Origin of the sequence: Pseudomonas sp. M1, assembly GCF_022760135.1 — a bacterium.
Classification (GTDB): Bacteria; Pseudomonadota; Gammaproteobacteria; order Pseudomonadales; family Pseudomonadaceae; genus Pseudomonas; species Pseudomonas citronellolis.
In genome coordinates this window covers 3,053,979-3,071,859 of record NZ_CP094343.1, presented here as the reverse complement: position 1 = coordinate 3,071,859, position 17,881 = coordinate 3,053,979, and the positions used below count along the sequence as shown (strand labels likewise).

Here is a 17,881-nt window from a genome sequence, read left to right as displayed (position 1 = left end):
GGCCAATCGCGGCGAAGTTCGCCAGTCCACTGCCCTGCCCTAGCCGATGAACAGCCGGTACGCCGGGTTCTCGCTCTCGTCCCAGTAGCGGTAGCCGATGGCGTCGAGCACCGCGCCCAGCTCGTCGCGCTCGTGCTCGGGCACCTGCAGGCCGGCCAGCACACGGCCGTCGGCGGCGCCGTGGTTGCGGTAGTGGAACAGGCTGATGTTCCAGCGCCCGCCGAGACGTTCGAGGAAGTTGAACAGCGCCCCCGGCCGCTCGGGGAATTCGAAGCGGAACAGCCGCTCCTGCTCCACCTGCGGCGCGCGGCCGCCGACCATGTGGCGGATGTGCAGCTTGGCGGCCTCGTTGTCGGTCAGGTCCAGCACCGGGAAGCCCCGCTCGCGCAGTTGTTCCACCAGCACCGGGCGCGGGTCGTTCTGCGGGTGGGTCTGGATGCCGACGAAGATCTGCGCTTCCTCGCTGCGGTCGTAGCGGTAGTTGAACTCGGTGATCTGGCGCTTGCCCACCGCCTCGCAGAAGGCCTTGAAGCTGCCCGGGCGCTCGGGGATGGTCACCGCCAGGATGGCCTCGCGCTTCTCGCCCAGTTCGGCGCGCTCGGCGACGTGGCGCAGGCGGTCGAAGTTGATGTTGGCGCCCGAATCGATGGCCACCAGGGTCTGCCCCGCCGCGTCGTCGCGCTCGACGTACTTCTTGATCCCGGCCACAGCCAGGGCGCCGGCGGGCTCGGTGATGGAGCGGGTGTCGTCGTAGATGTCCTTGATCGCCGCGCAGATTTCGTCGCTGCTGACGGTGATCACCTCGTCCACGTAATGGCGGCACACCTCGAAGTTGTGCGCGCCTATCTGCGCCACCGCCACGCCGTCGGCGAACAAGCCCACCTGTGGCAGCACCACGCGCTCGCCGGCGGCCAGCGCGGCCTGCAGGCAGTTGGAGTCGTCCGGCTCGACGCCGATGACCTTCACTTCCGGGCGCAGGTATTTCACGTAGGCGGCGATGCCGGCAACCAGGCTGCCGCCGCCCACCGGCACGAAGATGGCGTCCAGGCGCCCGGGGTGCTGGCGGAGGATTTCCATGGCCACGGTGCCTTGCCCTGCGATCACGTCCGGGTCGTCGTAGGGCGGCACGAAGGTGTAGCCGTGGGCCTCGGCCAGCTGCAGGGCGTGGGCCAGGGCCTCGGGGAAGGCGTCGCCGTGCAGCAGCACCTTGCCGCCGCGGGAGAGCACGCCCTGCACCTTCAGCTCCGGCGTGGTGCGCGGCATGACGATGGTCGCGCTCACGCCCAGTTCCTTCGCCGCCAGCGCCAGGCCCTGGGCATGGTTGCCGGCGGAGGCGGCGATCACCCCGCGCGAACGCTCCGCGGTGCTCAGTTGCGCCAGCTTGTTGTAGGCGCCGCGGATCTTGAAGGAGAACACCGGCTGCAGGTCCTCGCGCTTGAGCAGCACCTGGCAGCCCAGGCGCTCGGAGAGCTGCCGGGCCGCTTGCAGCGGGGTTTCGATGGCCACGTCGTAGACCGGCGCGGCGAGGATCTTGCGCACGTATTCCTTGAGCAGCGCGTCCTGGCTCATGCGCGCGCCTCCCGGGTTCGGCCGCCGGCCGGCAGGCTGTCGAGCAGGTCGGCGCCGCAGGCGTCATCGGTCTGGGAATCCATGAGGGGCTCGAACTGCCGGGCGTTGATCAGCCGATCCGCCTGTTCGATGGCCTGGGTGACGCGGTGGGGGCTCATTGGGCCTGTCTCCTGCTGGGCTTTTTCACGGTGCCCGGGAGACAGTCAGAAAAAACCCGCCTCCAGGGCGGGTTCGGTGGACGTCGGCTAACCCGCCAATTGCGTAATGGCGGTAATAATGATTCGGCCGAAGTTCAGGGTTGTGCGGGTCATGCCGGCCAACTTAGGCGAAGCCGGGGGCGGCCGTCAAGCGTCGGCGTCGAGGTGGACCAGGACGTTGACGATGTGCCCGGCCGGGTCGCGCAGGAAGAAGCGGCGAACGCCCCAGGGCTCGTCCCGCGGCTCGAAGAGGATTGCCGCGCCGGCCTCGCGGGCCCGCTGCAGCACGGCCTCCAGGTCGTCCACCTCCACCGACAGCGCCGGCACCGGGGCGCCCCCGCCGCCCTCGCTGGCCAGGGAGAACTGCGCGCGGGCGCGGCCCTCGCTGCCCAGGGTGAGAATCCAACCGTGGTCCATCAGCAGGTCCAGTTCGAATACCTGCCGGTAGAAGGCCGCCAGCGCCGCCGGATCGTCCACGGCCAGGTTGGCAACCAGGCGTCTGACAGCCATGGCCTACTCCATTTCTCAATTCGCCGGGGAACAGTGGCGATCTTCAAGGGTCTTTCCAGGATAGGCCAGGAAATCGCCGGCAGCGCGCCCCATCGCCATGCAGGCAAGCCGGCAGAAATCCCAGGCCTGGCCATATTGTCGATACCGCTCGATGCAGGGATCGCCCAACCGCGAACAGGGAGACGTCCTTCGTGCAGAACTTCCTTCACCACTACCAAGCCGCCTACCGCAAGCTGCGCAACCTGCATTGCAGCGGCCTCACCGCCGTGCACCGGGCCTTCCGCTATGCGGCCTTCGGCAGCACCGGGCGCTTCGTCAACGGCTATACGCAGATGCGCATCCACCTCAGCCGCTGAGAGCGCCCGCCCCGCCTCAGCCGAGCAGCGCACCCAGGTCGAGCAGGCCGTCGCGGCGCGGCGGGCACCAGTAGTAGCCGCCGGTCAGCGGGCGGCTGAAACGGTACAGGGCGTCGACGATGCCGTCTTCCAGACCGCTCATGCGCCGCAGCTGCGCCTCGAAGGCGTCCAGGCTGCGGCCGAAGGCCAGGAACATCAGCCCGGCCTCGGCGCCCGCGGTCCAGGGCATCGAGCGGCGCACCACGAAGGCCTCGGGCTCGAAGCTCTCCTGGGCGGTGCGCTTGACGTGGGCGGACTCGGGCGCCTCGTCCAGTTCCTCGTTGTCGCTCTTGCGCCGGCCGATGATGTCGTCCTGCTCGGCCTGGGGCAGCGCGGCGAAGGCCTGCAACTGGTGGCGCCACTGCTGGATGGCGGCGAAGCTGCCGCCGTCCAGGCCGGCGCCGGCGCCGGCGACGACCGCCGCATCCACCGCGTCTTCATCCTGCGGGTTCTCGGTGCCGTCCTCGTAGCCGGTCAGGTCCAGGCCGGCGCCGTGGCGGAAGGCCTCGACCTGCTCCACCAGCGTCAACGCCGGCGCCAGTTCGCGCGCCAGCGCATGGGTGCGCAGCAGCAGGTCGCCGCGGTCCTCGCCGCGCAGCCACACCCACAGGGCGTGCTGGGTGGACGGGTTGTCGACGCCGGCGCCGGACAGCGCCGGGAACTCGCGCAGCCCCTCGACCTGGCAGCCCAGCACGCGCACCAGCGATTCGCCGAAGCCGACCACCGCGCGCTCGCCGTCGGCCAGCTGCAGCAGGCGGTCGAGGGCGGCCGGCAGGTGTTCCGCGGCCTGCAGGTCGAAGAACAGGTGGCGGGCCTGGGCGGGAACCGGGGTGGCGAGAATGCCGGGCTGGTAGAGGCTCATGGGGCGTCCTTGGGCGAAAAGGCGCGATTCTACTGGCTGGCGGCGGCTCCGCGTCAATGCGCGGCGCCCGCTGCGGCGCTTCTGCCCATGCCGGGCAGGCCGGACGCAGCGGTCACGAAACGCTTTGCAGGTCAGCCCAGAGCCGCACATTCGTTGTTCTTATCGAACACCTACTGTCAAATATTTCTGACTACCGGCGCAGCTCAACCGCACTAAATCAAACAGTTGAACGAATCAAGCCTGCTCGCCTGTCATTTTTTTCATTCAATCGCTCTGTAATTGTTTGACATATTTTACGTCTTTGGCAGACTGCTCGCCCGTTGCGTTCCGGCCGGCAGTCCCTCCTGCCGACCGGGCCCGGCACCCGCCGGGGCCGCCAAGTCCAAAAACAAAAACCGCCAGTCTGCGCCTCCCCTACCCGCCAAGCGCACCTGGCCAGCCAATGGAAAGAACGAACAAATGCTGATCTGGTTTGTCGGGATCTACCTGCTGATTACGGTCATCGTCGGCTTCTACGCCGCGACCCGCGTGCACAACTCCTCGGACTACGCAGCGGCCGGCCGCAGCATGTCCTTCCCCCTGGTCGTGACCATGGTGTTCGCCACCTGGTTCGGCTCCGAGGCCGTTCTGGGCATTCCCGCCACCTTCCTCCAGGAAGGCTTCGCCGGGATCATCGAAGACCCCTTCGGTTCCTTCGGCTGCCTGATGCTGGTGGGCCTGGTCTTCGCCCGCCCGCTGTACCGCCTGAACCTGATGACCATCGGTGACTTCTTCCGCAAGCGCTTCGGCCAGCACGTGGAAATCTTTACCAGCCTGGTGATCATCGTCTCCTACATGGGTTGGGTGGCCGCCCAGCTGACCGCGCTCGGCGTGTGCTTCAGCGTGCTCTCCGACGGCGCCATCACCACCACCCAGGGCATGCTCATCGGCACCGTGATCGTGCTGCTGCACACCCTGTTCGGCGGCATGTGGTCGGTGGCCCTGACCGACTTCCTGCAGATGATCATCATCGTCTGCGGCCTGTGCTACCTGGTCTGGCTGATCGGCGACATGGCCGGCGGCCCGCAGGTGGTGATCAGCCACGCCGCGGCCGAAGGCAAGTTCCACTTCCTGCAGGGCACCTCGGCCAAGGACATAGTCGCGTTCCTCGGCGCGGCGGTGACCATGATGTTCGGCTCCATCCCGCAGCAGGACGTGTACGCCCGGGTGATGTCGGCCAAGACCGAGAAGATCGCCTCGCGCGCCACCATGACCGGCGCCGCCTGCTACCTGGTGTTCTGCATGCTGCCGATCTTCCTGACCTACGCCGCGTCGATGATCGACCCGCAGATGGTCAAGCACTGGCTGAACGAGGACGCCCAGCAGATCCTCCCGCACCTGATCATGGAGCGCACCCCGATGTTCGCCCAGATCATGTTCTTCGGCGCCCTGCTCTCGGCGATCATGTCCTCGGCCTCCGGCGCCCTGCTGGCCCCGTCGGTGACCCTCACCGAGAACATCCTCAAGCCCATGCTGCCGCACCTGAACGACCACCAGGCGCTGAAGCTGATGCGCGCCAGCGTGCTGGCCATGACCATCGCCACCTGCCTGTTCGCCTTCTACTCCAACGCCAGCATCTACGAGATGGTCGGCAACGCGTACAAGGTGACCCTGGTCGCCGCCGTGGTGCCGCTGTTCTTCGGCCTGTTCTGGAAGCGCGCCACCACCCAGGGCGCCCTGACCGCCATCGCCTGCGGGCTGATCGGCTGGATCTCGCTGGAGATGGGCCACCAGGAAGGCGACTTCTGGCCGCCGCAGCTGGTGGGCCTGATCTGCAGCGCCTTCGGCATGATCATCGGCTCCCTGGCCCCGCAGCTCAGCAAGAACCACGGCGACCACACCGAGACGCTGACCGAGCAGGCCGCAGCAGCTGCCGCTGGCAACTGAGCCTCGCGCTGAATGGAAAAGCCCCGCCTTGCAGGCTGTGTGAAAACCTCCGGATCGGTCCAGCTGGTTAAAAAACAACCTGGATTTCGCGTTTCTACGCGGATTCTGGGTTGGCTGAATAGCCAAGCCTTTTCAGATTTCACGTAGGAACGCACTCTTCGAAGAGCCGCTCGGGTTTTCACACAGCCTGCTTGGCGGGGCTTTTCTTTTGCGCGCTCTTCGCAGGAGCAACTGTCTTGCGCCGAGATGCTCTTCGTAGGATGGGTTGAGCTTGCGATACCCATGCTGCCGTGGTGATGGGTATCGCTTCGCTCAACGCCATCCTACGACGGTGCGCCTTCCGCCATGTGAGTGGAGCAATTGCCCGCTCCAAGCATTCGTGATTCCACGACAAATATCCTTTGCCGCCGCCCGCGTTTTTCTCAGCAGTGCATCCCCGGATACTAAGCTCCAGTGCAACCGCTACCCCCACAGGAGCTTCCCATGAGCATTCCCGCCCTCGGCCTCGGCACCTTCCGCCTCAAGGACCAGGTGGTCATCGACTCGGTATCCACCGCCCTGGAGCTGGGCTACCGCGCCATCGACACCGCGCAGATCTACGGCAACGAGGCCGAGGTCGGCCAGGCCGTGGCGGCCAGCGGCGTGCCGCGCGGCGAGCTGTACCTGACCACCAAGGTGTGGACCGAGAACCTCTCCCGCGACCGGCTGATCCCCAGCCTGGAGGAAAGCCTGCACAAGCTGAAGACCGACTACGTCGACCTCTGCCTGATCCACTGGCCCTCGCCGGGCGGCGCGGTGCCGGTCGCCGAATACATGACGGCCCTGGCCGAGGCCAAGGCGCGTGGCCTGGCCCGCGAGATCGGCGTGTCCAACTTCACCCTGGCGCTGATGCAGCAGGCCATCGACGTGGTCGGCGCCGGCGAGATCGCCACCAACCAGGTGGAGCTGCACCCCTACCTGCAGAACCGCAAGGTCGCCGGGTTCGCCGAGCGCCACGGCATCCGCATCACCTCCTACATGACGCTGGGCTACGGCAAGGTGCTGGGCGACGCGGGGATCGGCGGGATCGCCCAGCGCCACGGCGCCACCCCGGCGCAGGTGGTGCTGGCCTGGGCCATGCAGCTGGGCTACGCGGTGATCCCCTCCTCCACCCAGCGCGCCAACCTGGCGAGCAACCTGGCCGCCCGCGAGTTGCGCCTGAGCGAGGCGGACATGGCCGCCATCGCCGCCCTGGAGCGCAACGAGCGCATCACCAGCCCGGCCAGCCTGGCCCCGGCCTGGGACTGAAGCCGGCGGCTTGCGCTGCAGCCACGGCGCGGGTAAATGTCGTGGCCGCCACTTTCGCGGCGCCGAGGCGCTGGAAGCCACCGCCGCGGAACTGCGCCAGCACGCGCCAGGCATCGAGGTGCGCTGCGTGCCTTTGTCTGCAGTGCCCATGCCCGGGCAGAATCTGTTGCTGGATGGCGGGGCTTATCCGGGGACGTTTTGAGGGGCGGCTTTACTTGTAGGAGCGAGCTTGCTCGCGAACAGAGCTCACCGGGAATGCAGTTGCTGGATTTGAGAGCGCCCTCTCCCTAACCCTCTCCCTGAAGGGAGAGGGGACCGTTCGGAGCGGTTGGGTTTTCCAGAGTCAGCCGGCAGCTCCAGAGTTGCCGGTTGAAATCAAATCCTCTCTCAGCACGGACAAGCCCATTCGCGAGCAAGCTCGCTCCTACGAAAAACTGCCTCCAGGGCCCCCGATGAAAGTCCAATCCGACGAACTCCGCACCTTCACCACCGTCATCGACAGCGGCTCCATCACCGCCGCCGCCGAGCAGCTGGGCCTCACCGCCTCGGCCGTCAGCCGCACCCTGGCGCGCCTGGAGGACAAACTCGGCACCACCCTGCTCAACCGCACCACGCGGCGCATGAAGCTCACCGAGGAAGGCCAGTTCTTCCTCGATAGCGCGCGGCACATCCTGGCGCAGATGGACGAGCTGGAAGAACGCCTGGCGCTGCGCCAACAACGGCCGGCCGGGCGCCTGCGGATCAACGCCGCCTCGCCCTTCATGCTGCACGCCGTGGTGCCGCACATCGACGCCTTCCGCGCGCAGTACCCGGACATCGAGCTGCAGCTGAACACCAACGACCTGAACATCGACCTGCTGGAACAGAGCACCGACGTCGCCATCCGCATCGGCACCCTCAGCGATTCGACGCTGCATGCCCGGCCCCTGGGCAGCAGCCGGCTGAACCTGCTGGCCAGCCCGGTCTATCTGGAAAAGCACGGCGCGCCGCAGAGCGTGGAGGACCTGGCCCGGCACAGTCTGCTCGGCTTCACCCAGCCGGAAAGCCTGAACGTCTGGCCACTGCCCCATGCCGGCGGGGAAAGCCTGGTGATCACCCCCGACCTTTCCGCCTCCAGCGGCGAGACGCTGCGCCAGCTGGCCCTGGCCGGCCAGGGCATCGTCTGCCTGGCGGGTTTCATGACCTGCCACGACATCGCCGCCGGGCGCCTGGTCAAGGTGCTGCCGGAACTGGTGCGCGAGCAGCGCCAGCCGATCAACGCGGTGTACTACCGCAACTCGCAGCTGGCCCTGCGCATCCAGTGCTTCCTGGACTTCATCCAGGAACGGCTGGCGACCACCCTCGGCGGCTGATCAGTCGGCCGCCACCGCGCTCGCGGCGGGCTGCTTCGGCTGGCTGGTCAGGGTGGTGCCCACCGAGGCGAGCATGATCGCGGCGATGGCCAGCCACTGCAGCACGGTCAGCTGCTCGCCGAGGAACACCAGGCCGGACAGCGCGGCGAAAGCCGGCTCGATGCTCATCAGGGTGCCGAAGGTGCGCGCCGGCAGGCGTGTCAGGGCGATCATCTCCAGGGTGTAGGGCAAGGCGCTGGAGAGCACCGCCACGCCCAGCAGCGCCGGGATCAGCTGCAGGTCGAACAGCGCGGCGCCGGAATGCACCAGGCCCACGGGGAAGATGCATATCGCCGCGATGGTCACGCCCATGGCGGCGGTCTGGGTGCCATGGTCGTTGCCGGCGCGCTGGCCGAACAGGATGTACATCGCCCAGCAGGCGCCCGCGCCCAGGGCCAGCGCGGCGCCCAGCGGGTCGACGCCATGGCCCAGCTCGCCGATGGGCAGCAGCAGCCAGAGGCCGCATACGGCGATGGCGATCCAGAGGAAGTCGATGGGCTTGCGCGAGAAGTACAGCGCCACCGCCAGCGGCCCGGTGAACTCCAGGGCCACGCCGACGCCCAGCGGGATCGTGCGCAGGGCCATGTAGAACATCAGGTTCATGCCGCCCAGGGTGATGCCGTAGGCCAGCAGCGGCCCCCAGGAGCTGCGCGCGACGGGCTTGCGCCAGGGACGCAGCACGGCGAGCAGGATGATTGCCGCGAACAGCAGGCGCATGGCCGTCACGCCCTGGGCGCCGAGCACCGGGAACAGGCTCTTGGCCAGGGCCGCCCCGCCCTGGATCGAGGCCATGGAGACCAGCAGCACGGCGACCGGGAAGAACAGCGTGGCGAAACGGGAACGCGGCATGGAGGCAGACCGAAAAGGTTGAAATGCAGCCAGGGACCTGGCGTATGCTTATGCGCAACATAATGCGCAAAATCGGTCGAATGAGCAATATATTGCCCAATACCAACGAACGCCCCAGCGTGCTCGTCCACGTCGCCGACAACGTCAAGACGCTGCGCCGCGCCGCGGGCCTGAGCCAGGACGCCCTGGCCAAGGCCAGCGACGTCAGCCGGCGCATGCTGGTCGGCATCGAAGGCGGCGACACCAACGTCAGCCTGGCCACCCTGGACCGCATCGCCGCGGCCCTCTCGGTGACCTTCGCCGACCTGGTGCGCGCCCCGCAGACCGGCGACCTCTCCCGCGTCGACGTGGTGGCCTGGGCCGGCCGCCAGGCGGAAAGCCGCGGCACCCTGCTGGCCAGCACCCCGGCCCGCGGCCAGGCCGAGCTGTGGCACTGGGCCCTGGCGCCGGGGGACAGCTATGACGCAGAGCCCGATGCCGAGGGGTGGTATGACATGGTTTACGTCATCGAGGGTCAGCTGACGCTGGAGATTGGGGACCAGCGTTGGGAGGTGGCTTGCGGGGGGTTCCATGTGTTCAAGAGCAACCAGCGGTTTTCCTATCGGAACCTGGGGGATGGGTTGCTGCGTTTTGTGCGGAATGTGGTGAATTGAGGGGTGGGGTTGCTTTCAATGGTGCCTCCCGGCGGTCATGGTGCATTGGATTGAGCCCGCAACCCTCTCCCCAGCCCTCTCCCTGAAGGGAGAGGGGGCTAGTCCGTGCCGAGAGAAGTGATGGTTTCAGCCGGTAACTCGGTACAAACCGGCTAACACGGAAACATCAGCGCACTCCGAACGGTCCCCTCTCCCTTCAGGGAGAGGGTTAGGGAGAGGGCGCTCTCAACCCCAGCACCTGCAATCCCCAGCGAGCACCATTCGCGAGCAAGCTCGCTCCTACGAAAAGCCCCCCACCCAGCAACGAAAAAGACCCGCCGAAGCGGGCCTTTCTCTCGTACCGGAAAACCTCAGAAACTCTGCGGCATCTCCCCCCGCGCCAGGCGGGCGTTGATGTCGGCCACCACCGCCGGCAGCTCCGCAATGGTGTCGATCAGGTAATGCGGTCGCGAACCCTCGAACATCTGCCCGATGCGCCGGCGCTCCTGTTCCAGCTTGTCCTGCGGCAACGCCTTGTACTGCTCGTAGGTCAGGCCCAGGGCGTTGCCCGAGCAGGTCAGCGCCACGGTCCACATGCCGGCGCGGCGGCCTTCGAGGATGCCCGGCCAGGTGTCGTCGACCTTCACGCAGGCGGCCACGTCGTCGATGCCCAGGGCGATCACGTTGGCCAGGGCCTGGGCCGGGTGCGGGCGGCCGTTGGGCACTTCGTCGGTGGCCACCACGTGGTCGGCGACGTAGCCGTTGCTGGCGGCCAGCTTGACCACCTTTTCCATCACCACCGCCGGGTAGCCGGAGCAGGAGCCGATCTTCAGGCCCTGTTCGCGCAGTTGGGCGATGGCGTCGAGGGCGCCGGGGATCAGCGCCGAGTGCTCGGCGATCTTCTCGATCTGCAGCGGCATGAAGCGCTCGTAGATGGCGGTAACGTCGTCGTCGGTCGGGGTGCGGCCGAACTTGGCCTGGTAGCGCTCGGCGATGGCCGGGATGTCGCAGAGGGTGCGGATGTGGTCCCACTTGCCCATGCCCATGGGGCCGCGGGCTTCTTCCAGGCTGACCTGCACGCCGAACTCGGCGAAGGCCTCGACGAAGATCTGCGTCGGCGCGAAGGAGCCGAAGTCGACCACGGTGCCGGCCCAGTCCAGTACCACGGCTTGCAGTTGCTTGGGTTGTTCGTAGTTCATCGTTTGCATCCTGTTGTCGGGCGCAGGCCGGGCCTGCGCCGGGAAAGGGGTTCAGATCTCGAAGACTTCCATCTCGCGCAGCGTCTGGGCGATGGCCGCCACCGCCTCGCGCATGCCCTGGGCGTCGACCTGGCCGATGCAGCCGACGCGGAAGGTTTCCACCTGGGTCAGCTTGCCCGGGTAGAGGATGTAGCCCTTCTCGCGCACCCGGTTGTAGAACTCGGTGAAGCTGTAGCGGGCATCGCGCGGGGCGTGGAAGGTGACGATGATTGGCGCCTGGATCGCCGCCGGGAGGAAGCTGCGGAATCCGAGTTTGGCCATCTCGCCCAGCAGAGTCTGGCAGTTGTCTGCGTAACGATTGTGACGGGCCGCCAGGCCGCCCTCCTCCTCGTACTGGCTCAGCGCCTCGTGCAGCGCGGCGACCACGTGGGTGGGCGGGGTGAAGCGCCACTGGCCGGTCTTGGCCATGTAGGCCTGCTGGTCCTGCAGGTCCATGGCCAGGGAATGGCAGTTGCCGGCGCTGGCCGCCAGCGACTCGTTGCGGGCGAAGACGAAGCCCATGCCGGGCACGCCTTCCAGGCACTTGCCGGAAGCGGCGATCAGCGCGTCGAAGGGCACCTTGCGGGCGTCGATGTCGAGGGCGCCGAAGGAACTCATGGCGTCGATGATCAGACGCTTGCCGTGGGCCTCGACGACCTTGGCGATGGCTTCCAGCGGGTTGAGGATGCCGGTGCTGGTCTCGCAGTGGATCAGCGCCACGTGGGTCACGGCCGGGTCGGCGGCGAGCAGGCGGTCGACGTCCTCGGCGGTGGTGGGCACGTCCTCTTCGGTCTCGAAGGTGCTGAACTGCCGGCCGATCACCTGGCAGATCTTCGCCAGGCGCTTGCCGTAGGCGCCGTTGATCAGCACCAGCACCTTGCCGTCGCGCGGCACCAGGGTGCCCACCGCGGCCTCGACGGAGAAGGTGCCGCTGCCCTGCAGCGGCACGCAGGTGTGGCTGCCTTCGCCATGGATGATGGCCAGCAGGCGGGAACAGACATCGGCGGTCAGGGCGTTGAAATCGTTGTCCCAGGAGCCCCAGTCGACCAGCATGGCGCGGCGGGTCCGCGGGGAGGTGGTCAGGGGGCCGGGGGTCAACAGGATGGGCGCGCGCTCGGCAGTGCTCATGCTCGGTTCCTCTATCAGGGGAAAACCTGTGCGGGGTGAGGTTCTTGTCGCGGCCCGTCGAGCGGGCCTGGACATACGTTGCCAAGCGACGAGTTATCGCTCAAATTGTTTGTCATGATCCCAGGCATAAGTCGGACCTATACCCTATGAACCTGTTCCAGCTCCGCGCCTTCGACGCCGTGGCCCGCGAAGGCAGCTTCACCCGCGCCGCCGAGCGCCTGTTCATCAGCCAGCCGGCGGTGACCGGGCACGTCAAGGCGCTGGAAGAGCACTACCAGGTCAACCTGTTCCGCCGCACCGCCCGCGCCGTGGAGCTGACCGAGGAAGGCCGCCGCCTGGCGGCCATCAGCCGCACGCTGTTCGCCCTGGAGGAAGAGGCCGAGACGCTGCTGGACGCCAACCGCAAGCTGCTCAGCGGGCGCATCGAGGTGGCGGCCGACGGCCCGCACCTGGTCATGCCCCTGCTCGCCCGCCTGCGCGCGCGCTACCCGGGCATCACCGTCAACCTGCGCCTGGGCAATGCCCAGGAGACGCTGAACGCGCTGCTCAGCGAGCATGTGGACGTGGCCGTGGTGACCGAGGTGGACGAGCGGCCGGGGCTGTACCTGCGCGATTTGGTGGAATCTCACCTGTGCGCGCTGCTGCCGGCGGAGCACGTCTGGTGCGGGCGCGGCGAGGGCATCCCGCTGGCAGAGCTGGACCAGCAGATCATGGTGCTGCGCGAGCCGGACTCCATCACCCGCCGCACCTTCGACCGCGCCTGCGGCGCCCTGCCGATACAGCCACGGGTGCTGATGGAGCTGAGCAGCCGCGAGGCGGTCACCGAGGCGGTGGCGGCGGAACTGGGCATCGGCATCGTCTCCTCGCTGGAAGTCAGCCGCGACCCGCGGGTGCGCGCCGTGCCGCTGCTCGGCGAGGCGCTGGTGAACCGGCATTCCCTCGGCTGCCTGGAGCGGCGCCGCGGCTTGCGGGTGGTGAGTGCGTTCCTGGAGCTGGCGGAGGATGGCGGGGCCTGACCTGCCGTTGACGACGGATAATCGCGGACGGAGTCCTACGCATCCCGCATAGGCACGGCACCGTAGGATGGGTTGAGCTTGCGAAACCCATGCGGTTGCGGTGATGGGTATCGCTCCGCTCAACCCATCCTACGGGGTGTTACTGGAAGGTGTACCGTCCGCGATTGCCCCCAAGGCGACGCCGGACTAGCCAGCCCCCTCCCACAAATCCTCGCGCACCACATCGAGGAAGGTCGACACTATCCGCCGCGAACTCTGCTCGCGCAGGCACACCAGGGTCTCGCTCATCCGCCTTTCACAATCGACTATCGGCAGCGCATGCACCCGGCTGTCGGCGCCGAACTCGGCGGCCGACACCACGCCCAGGCCGATCCCCGCCACCACCGCCTCGCGGGCGGCCTCGCGGCCTTCCACCTCGATGGCCGGGCGGATGCGCAGGCCGGCGCGGTGCATTTCCTCTTCCAGCGTCTGGCGCGTCACCGAGCCCTGCTCGCGCAACACCAGTGGCGCGTCGTCCAGGTCCGCCAGGCGGATCGACTCGCGCCCGGCCCAGGGATGGCCGCTGGCGACGAAGGCGACTATGGGGTCGCTGCGCAGGGTCACCGACAGCAACCGCTCGTCCTCCACCGTGCGCCCCAGCAGCGCCAGGTCGGCCCGGTAGTTGAACAGCGACTGCAGCGATTCGTCGGTGTTGCCGCTCTCGATGCGCACGTGGATGCCCGGGTAGCGCTGGCAGAAACGCGCCACCTGCGGCAGCAGGTGCACCGCGGCGTCCACCGCCAGGGTCAGGTTGCCGGTCTGCAGCGCGCTGGAGGCCGCCAGCAGTTCGTGGGCCTCGGCCTCGATGACGAACAGCCGCTGGGTCACCGCCAGCAGGCGCTCGCCCAAGTCGGTCAGGCGCACCGAGCGCTTGTTGCGGTGGAACAGCAGCACGCCGTAGCGCTCCTCCAGTTTGCGCACCTGGTCGGAAACCGCCGGCTGGGTGAGGAACAGGCGCTCGGCGGCACGGGTGAAGCTGCCGGTCAGCGCCACGGCGTGGAAGGCCTTCAGTTGCGCGTGGGAAACCTGCATGGGCCTGGCTCCGTAGGGATCGGGAAGGTCGCCACTGTAGTCACCCGGCGCCGTGACTTACAAGTCAGACTTATTTTTAAAATTTGATAAATCGATTTTATTTATTTATCCGAACTTGTTTCCATGCGTTTCACCAAGGGCTCCGGCCCACGGCAACCTCACCGCATCCGCCCTGACCCGTCACCTCCGGAAAGGTACGGCCCGCTCATATAACAACAACAAGTTTTTCCCTGACTGCCGGCACTCCAACAACAACGAGGTCAGATCAGATGAGCAACCCCACCGGCACCGCAGCCCACGCGGGCAAAGGTTCCATGCAGCGCTGGCGCGTGCAGATCTTCGCGATCACCTGGCTCGCGTACGCCGCCTTCTACTTCACCCGCAAGGCCTTCTCCGTGGCCAAGCTCGGCATCGCCGAGGACACGACCTTCGAACTGGACAAGGCCATGATGGCCGACATGGATGCCATCTACCTGGCCGCCTACGCCGTGGGCCAGTTCACCTGGGGCGTCTTCGCCGACCGCTTCGGCCCGCGCATCGTGGTGTTCGGCGGCCTGGCGATCTCCACCCTCGCCGCCCTGGTCATGGGCACCTTCGCCACCGTGCCGATCTTCGCCAGTTGCATGGTCATCCAGGGCCTGGCGCAGTCCACCGGCTGGTCCGGGCTGTGCAAGAACATGGGCAGCTTCTTCGCCGCCCACGAGCGCGGGCGCATCCTCGGCCTGTGGAGCACCTGCTACGCCTTCGGCGGCCTGGTCGCCTCGCCCTTCGCCGGCTGGTGGGCCTACAGCGTGTTCGGCACCTGGCACGCGGCCTTCTATTCCTCCGCCACGGTGGTCGGCGGCGTCGCCCTGCTGTTCCTGCTGCTGCAGCGCAACCGCCCGCAGGACGTCGGCCTGCCGCCGATCGAGGCGGACGAGCCGCAGGCCGTGCACTATGCCGGCTTCCATGAGCAGGGCAAGAACCCCGGCTTCTGGGAAACCCTCGGCGCCGTGCTGCGCAACCGCACGGTGATGACCCTCGGCCTGGCCTACTTCCTGCTCAAGCCGGCGCGCTACGCCATCCTGCTGTGGGGCCCGGTAATCGTCTACGAACGCATGCCGGCCCTGGGCAAGGTGGGCGCCGCGGTGCTGCCGACCGCCTTCGAGATCGCCGGGCTGCTCGGCCCCATCCTCATCGGCCTGGCCTCGGACAAGCTGTTCGGCGCCCGGCGCATGCCCGCCTGCGTCATCAGCCTGATCGGCCTAACCGCGTGCCTGGCGCTGTTCGTCCCGGCCATGCAGACCGGCAGCGCGATGCTGGTGTTCGCCCTGCTGTTCATGATGGGCCTGACCCTCTACGGCCCGGACTCGATGATCAGCGGCGCCGCCGCCATCGACTTCGGCACCGGCAAGGCCGCGGGCACCGCCGCCGGCTTCGTCAACGGCTGCGGCTCGGTGGGCGCCATCCTCGGCGGCCTGCTGCCCGGCTACTTCGACACCTACAGCGTGTTCATCGGCTTCACCGTCACCGCGCTGATCGCCGCTGCCATCCTGGTGCCGCACTGGAACAGCCTGCCCGAAGGCGCGCGCAAGAGCGCCCCGGCCACGCCGAACCGCCCCCTGAAGGTGCGCCCGGCACGCTCCTGATTCCCGGGGCACAGGGACGTGCCCACCCCGCCCGATAAACCGCATACCGAACGCCCCTACCCCGCGCCCCGATCACGGAGAACCCCCATGCGCCCCTTCTGGCTCGCCCAGGCCCTGCAGCACGACAGCGACAGGGCCGCCCCGCTGCAACAGGACACCCGCGCCGACGTGTGCATCGTCGGCGGCGGCTACACCGGCCTGTGGACCGCCATCCAGCTCAAGGAACAGAACCCGGAGCTGGACGTGGTGATCGTCGAAGCCGACATCTGCGGCGCCGGCGCCAGCGGGCGCAACGGCGGCTGCGCGCTGTCCTGGTCGGCGAAGTTCTTCACCCTGGAGCGGCTGTTCGGCCTGGCCGAGGCGATCCGCCTGGTGAAGGCCTCCGAGCGCAGCATCCAGGCCATCGGCGAGTTCTGCGAAAAATACGGGGTGGATGCCGACTACCGCCTGGACGGCACCCTGTACACGGCGACCAATGCCGCCCAGGTCGGCGCCACCGACGGGGTGATCGCCGCGCTGGAGAAGCACGGCATCAACTCCTTCACCCGCCGCCCGCTGGAAGACGTGCGGCGCATGGCCGGCTCGGACAAGCACCTGGAAGGCTGGTTCTCCCCCGCCGCCGCCAGCGTGCAGCCGGGCAAGCTGGTGCGCGGCCTGCGCCGGGTGGCGCTGCAGCTGGGCGTGCGCCTGTACGAGGGCACGCCCATGACCGGCCTGGAGGAAGGCCACCCGGCCCGCGTGCACACGCCCCATGGCCAGGTGGCGGCAGACCGCGTGGTGCTGGCGATCAACGCCTGGATGGCGCGGGCCTTCCCGCAGTTCGAGCGCACGGTGGCCATCGTCTCCAGCGACATGATCATCACCGAGCCGCGCCCGGACCTGCTGCGGCAGATCGGCCTGACCTCGGGGGTGACCGTGCTCGACTCGCGCATCTTCGTGCACTACTACCACAACACCCCGGACGGCCGGCTCATGCTCGGCAAGGGCGGCAACACCTTCGCCTACGGCGGGCGCATGCTGCCGGTGTTCGACCAGCCTTCGCCCTACCTCGACCTGCTGCGGCGCAGCCTCGGCGAGTTCTTCCCGACCTTCGCCGAAGTGCCCATCGCCGCCAGCTGGAACGGCCCCTCCGACCGCTCGGTGACCGGCCTGCCGTTCTTCGGCCGGCTCGGCGCCGGCGGCAACATCTTCTACGGCTTCGGCTACTCCGGCAGCGGCGTCGGCCCCTGCCACATGGGCGGGCAGCTCCTCGCCTCGCTGGTGCAGGGCCTGGACAACGAGTGGACGCGCTCGCCGCTGGCCCAGGGGCCGCTCGGCCACTTCCCGCCGGAGCCGGTGCGCTACCTGGGCTCGCTGATGGTGCGCAACGCCATCCGCCGCAAGGAGCAGGCCGAGGACCACGGCCGCCGCCCGCGGCGCCTGGACGTGCGCCTGGCGAAGTTCGCCGCGGCCGCCGGCAAGGCCGACAAGGCCTGAGCCCCTCCCCCTTTTCCCTCACAAGCCGGCTGAGGGACGAGCGAGGCGCGCTTGCGGGCCTCGCTCTTTTTTTCTCGGCGCCCCGGCTTGTGCCGAGCACGCCCGTCGAACGATAATTATTCTCATCAGAAAATGACTTGCATGGACGTCGCGTGAGCCTTTCCCACCTCGACACCGTGTTCCTCGCCCAACGCACCCCGCTGCTGCGCACCCTGGCGAGAATGGTGAAGAACCCCAGCATCGCCGAAGAACTGGTCCAGGAAACCTACCTGCGCGTGGCCCGCACCCTGCGCGAGCGCCCGGTGGAGCACCTGGAGCCGTTCCTCTTCCAGACCGGCCGCAACCTCGCCCTGGACCACCTGCGCCACCTGCGCATGCAATCGCGCACCCTGCTCGACGACGTGCCCCAGGAGGTGCTCCAGGCGGTGCCCTCCAGCCAGCCTTCGGCCGAGGACGGCCTGCACGCCGAGCAGTTGCTGGAGCGCCTGGGCTCGGCCCTGGAACGCCTCACCCCGCGCCAGCAGCGCATCTTCATCCTCAGCCGATTGCACGGCTGCGGCTACGCGGAAATCGCCGAGCAACTGGGGGTGTCGCCCAGCACGGTGCAGAAGGAACTGAAGCTCATCATGGCCATCTGCATCGGCGTGCTCGGGCGCCTGGAGCCGCCGGCATGACGGGCTACCCATCGGCCCGCGGCTGGCCCACA

Annotated in this window: 17 protein-coding genes; 9 read left to right on the top strand and 8 right to left on the bottom strand. The window is 68.0% G+C overall.

The window, feature by feature from the left end; genetic code table 11:
* Window positions 1-39: 39 nt before the first annotated feature.
* From ilvA to PM1_RS13860, 3 genes are all read right to left on the bottom strand, one after another.
* A complete protein-coding gene (ilvA, locus tag PM1_RS13870) occupies window positions 40-1,554 on the bottom strand; it encodes a threonine ammonia-lyase, biosynthetic (RefSeq protein ID WP_024128737.1) in 1,515 nt (504 codons plus the stop codon).
* An 11-nt stretch (window positions 1,555-1,565) separates the two neighbouring features.
* Window positions 1,566-1,727, bottom strand: a complete 162-nt coding sequence (locus PM1_RS13865; RefSeq protein WP_009622415.1) for a hypothetical protein — start codon at window positions 1,725-1,727, stop codon at window positions 1,566-1,568.
* A gap of 186 nt (window positions 1,728-1,913) precedes the next feature.
* Entirely contained in the window at window positions 1,914-2,276 is a 363-nt protein-coding gene (locus PM1_RS13860) for a VOC family protein (protein WP_009622417.1), read from the bottom strand.
* Between the two features lie 191 nt (window positions 2,277-2,467).
* Here PM1_RS13860 and PM1_RS13855 point away from each other — a divergent pair, with 191 nt between their 5' ends.
* Window positions 2,468-2,632 carry a hypothetical protein gene (locus PM1_RS13855; protein ID WP_009622419.1) on the top strand — a complete coding sequence of 55 codons (165 nt, stop codon included), beginning with the start codon at window positions 2,468-2,470 and terminating at the stop codon, window positions 2,630-2,632.
* A 16-nt stretch (window positions 2,633-2,648) separates the two neighbouring features.
* Here PM1_RS13855 and PM1_RS13850 read toward each other — a convergent pair whose 3' ends face one another.
* Window positions 2,649-3,533 carry a Dyp-type peroxidase gene (locus PM1_RS13850; RefSeq protein WP_009622421.1) on the bottom strand — a complete coding sequence of 295 codons (885 nt, stop codon included), beginning with the start codon at window positions 3,531-3,533 and terminating at the stop codon, window positions 2,649-2,651.
* Between the two features lie 459 nt (window positions 3,534-3,992).
* Between PM1_RS13850 and PM1_RS13845 the strand changes: the two genes are divergently transcribed.
* The 3 genes from PM1_RS13845 to PM1_RS13835 all read left to right on the top strand — a co-directional run bounded on the left by PM1_RS13845 (window position 3,993) and on the right by PM1_RS13835 (window position 8,098).
* The gene (locus tag PM1_RS13845) at window positions 3,993-5,459 is read left to right on the top strand and encodes a sodium:solute symporter family protein (protein ID WP_009622423.1); all 1,467 of its coding nucleotides are present in this window, start codon (window positions 3,993-3,995) and stop codon (window positions 5,457-5,459) included.
* 483 nt (window positions 5,460-5,942) lie between these two features.
* A complete protein-coding gene (gene dkgB / locus PM1_RS13840) occupies window positions 5,943-6,746 on the top strand; it encodes a 2,5-didehydrogluconate reductase DkgB (protein ID WP_009622425.1) in 804 nt (267 codons plus the stop codon).
* A 452-nt stretch (window positions 6,747-7,198) separates the two neighbouring features.
* On the top strand, window positions 7,199-8,098 hold the full coding sequence (locus PM1_RS13835) for a LysR family transcriptional regulator (RefSeq protein ID WP_009622427.1): 900 nt from the start codon (window positions 7,199-7,201) through the stop codon (window positions 8,096-8,098).
* Here the strand turns inward: PM1_RS13835 and rhtA are convergent, their stop codons facing one another.
* Entirely contained in the window at window positions 8,099-8,986 is an 888-nt protein-coding gene (gene rhtA, locus PM1_RS13830) for a threonine/homoserine exporter RhtA (protein ID WP_009622429.1), read from the bottom strand.
* Window positions 8,987-9,036: 50 nt separating this feature from the next.
* Between rhtA and PM1_RS13825 the strand changes: the two genes are divergently transcribed.
* Entirely contained in the window at window positions 9,037-9,639 is a 603-nt protein-coding gene (locus tag PM1_RS13825; protein WP_052059046.1) for a helix-turn-helix domain-containing protein, read from the top strand.
* A gap of 350 nt (window positions 9,640-9,989) precedes the next feature.
* On the opposite strand, the gene phnX is transcribed toward PM1_RS13825, so the two are convergent.
* Both phnX and PM1_RS13815 read right to left on the bottom strand, forming a co-directional pair.
* On the bottom strand, window positions 9,990-10,817 hold the full coding sequence (gene phnX / locus PM1_RS13820) for a phosphonoacetaldehyde hydrolase (RefSeq protein ID WP_009622432.1): 828 nt from the start codon (window positions 10,815-10,817) through the stop codon (window positions 9,990-9,992).
* Between the two features lie 51 nt (window positions 10,818-10,868).
* On the bottom strand, window positions 10,869-11,984 hold the full coding sequence (locus PM1_RS13815; protein ID WP_009622433.1) for a 2-aminoethylphosphonate--pyruvate transaminase: 1,116 nt from the start codon (window positions 11,982-11,984) through the stop codon (window positions 10,869-10,871).
* 146 nt (window positions 11,985-12,130) lie between these two features.
* Here PM1_RS13815 and PM1_RS13810 point away from each other — a divergent pair, with 146 nt between their 5' ends.
* The gene (locus PM1_RS13810; RefSeq protein WP_009622434.1) at window positions 12,131-13,000 is read left to right on the top strand and encodes a LysR substrate-binding domain-containing protein; all 870 of its coding nucleotides are present in this window, start codon (window positions 12,131-12,133) and stop codon (window positions 12,998-13,000) included.
* A gap of 186 nt (window positions 13,001-13,186) precedes the next feature.
* Here the strand turns inward: PM1_RS13810 and PM1_RS13805 are convergent, their stop codons facing one another.
* A complete protein-coding gene (locus tag PM1_RS13805; protein WP_009622435.1) occupies window positions 13,187-14,071 on the bottom strand; it encodes a LysR substrate-binding domain-containing protein in 885 nt (294 codons plus the stop codon).
* A 269-nt stretch (window positions 14,072-14,340) separates the two neighbouring features.
* Here PM1_RS13805 and PM1_RS13800 point away from each other — a divergent pair, with 269 nt between their 5' ends.
* The 3 genes from PM1_RS13800 (at window position 14,341) to PM1_RS13790 (ending at window position 17,849) form a co-directional block, all read left to right on the top strand.
* Window positions 14,341-15,699: an MFS transporter gene (locus PM1_RS13800; protein ID WP_009622436.1), complete on the top strand. Its 1,359-nt coding sequence runs from the start codon at window positions 14,341-14,343 to the stop codon at window positions 15,697-15,699.
* 87 nt (window positions 15,700-15,786) lie between these two features.
* Complete coding sequence (locus tag PM1_RS13795) at window positions 15,787-17,175, top strand: FAD-dependent oxidoreductase (RefSeq protein WP_009622437.1); 1,389 nt, start codon at window positions 15,787-15,789, stop codon at window positions 17,173-17,175.
* Window positions 17,176-17,327: 152 nt separating this feature from the next.
* Window positions 17,328-17,849: an RNA polymerase sigma factor gene (locus PM1_RS13790; RefSeq protein WP_009622438.1), complete on the top strand. Its 522-nt coding sequence runs from the start codon at window positions 17,328-17,330 to the stop codon at window positions 17,847-17,849.
* The last annotated feature ends 32 nt before the right edge of the window (window positions 17,850-17,881 follow it).

What these genes read in the sequence shown, in the direction of transcription:
- PM1_RS13800 (WP_009622436.1), top strand. Translation starts at nt 14,341, where the DNA reads ATGAGCAACCCCACCGGCACCGCAGCCCACGCGGGCAAAGGTTCCATG.
- phnX (WP_009622432.1), bottom strand. Translation starts at nt 10,817, where the DNA reads ATGAACTACGAACAACCCAAGCAACTGCAAGCCGTGGTACTGGACTGG.
- PM1_RS13865 (WP_009622415.1), bottom strand. Translation starts at nt 1,727, where the DNA reads ATGAGCCCCCACCGCGTCACCCAGGCCATCGAACAGGCGGATCGGCTG.
- dkgB (WP_009622425.1), top strand. Translation starts at nt 5,943, where the DNA reads ATGAGCATTCCCGCCCTCGGCCTCGGCACCTTCCGCCTCAAGGACCAG.
- rhtA (WP_009622429.1), bottom strand. Translation starts at nt 8,986, where the DNA reads ATGCCGCGTTCCCGTTTCGCCACGCTGTTCTTCCCGGTCGCCGTGCTG.
- PM1_RS13805 (WP_009622435.1), bottom strand. Translation starts at nt 14,071, where the DNA reads ATGCAGGTTTCCCACGCGCAACTGAAGGCCTTCCACGCCGTGGCGCTG.
- PM1_RS13845 (WP_009622423.1), top strand. Translation starts at nt 3,993, where the DNA reads ATGCTGATCTGGTTTGTCGGGATCTACCTGCTGATTACGGTCATCGTC.
- PM1_RS13860 (WP_009622417.1), bottom strand. Translation starts at nt 2,276, where the DNA reads ATGGCTGTCAGACGCCTGGTTGCCAACCTGGCCGTGGACGATCCGGCG.
- PM1_RS13815 (WP_009622433.1), bottom strand. Translation starts at nt 11,984, where the DNA reads ATGAGCACTGCCGAGCGCGCGCCCATCCTGTTGACCCCCGGCCCCCTG.
- PM1_RS13825 (WP_052059046.1), top strand. Translation starts at nt 9,037, where the DNA reads ATGCGCAACATAATGCGCAAAATCGGTCGAATGAGCAATATATTGCCC.
- PM1_RS13850 (WP_009622421.1), bottom strand. Translation starts at nt 3,533, where the DNA reads ATGAGCCTCTACCAGCCCGGCATTCTCGCCACCCCGGTTCCCGCCCAG.
- PM1_RS13795 (WP_009622437.1), top strand. Translation starts at nt 15,787, where the DNA reads ATGCGCCCCTTCTGGCTCGCCCAGGCCCTGCAGCACGACAGCGACAGG.
- PM1_RS13835 (WP_009622427.1), top strand. Translation starts at nt 7,199, where the DNA reads ATGAAAGTCCAATCCGACGAACTCCGCACCTTCACCACCGTCATCGAC.
- PM1_RS13810 (WP_009622434.1), top strand. Translation starts at nt 12,131, where the DNA reads ATGAACCTGTTCCAGCTCCGCGCCTTCGACGCCGTGGCCCGCGAAGGC.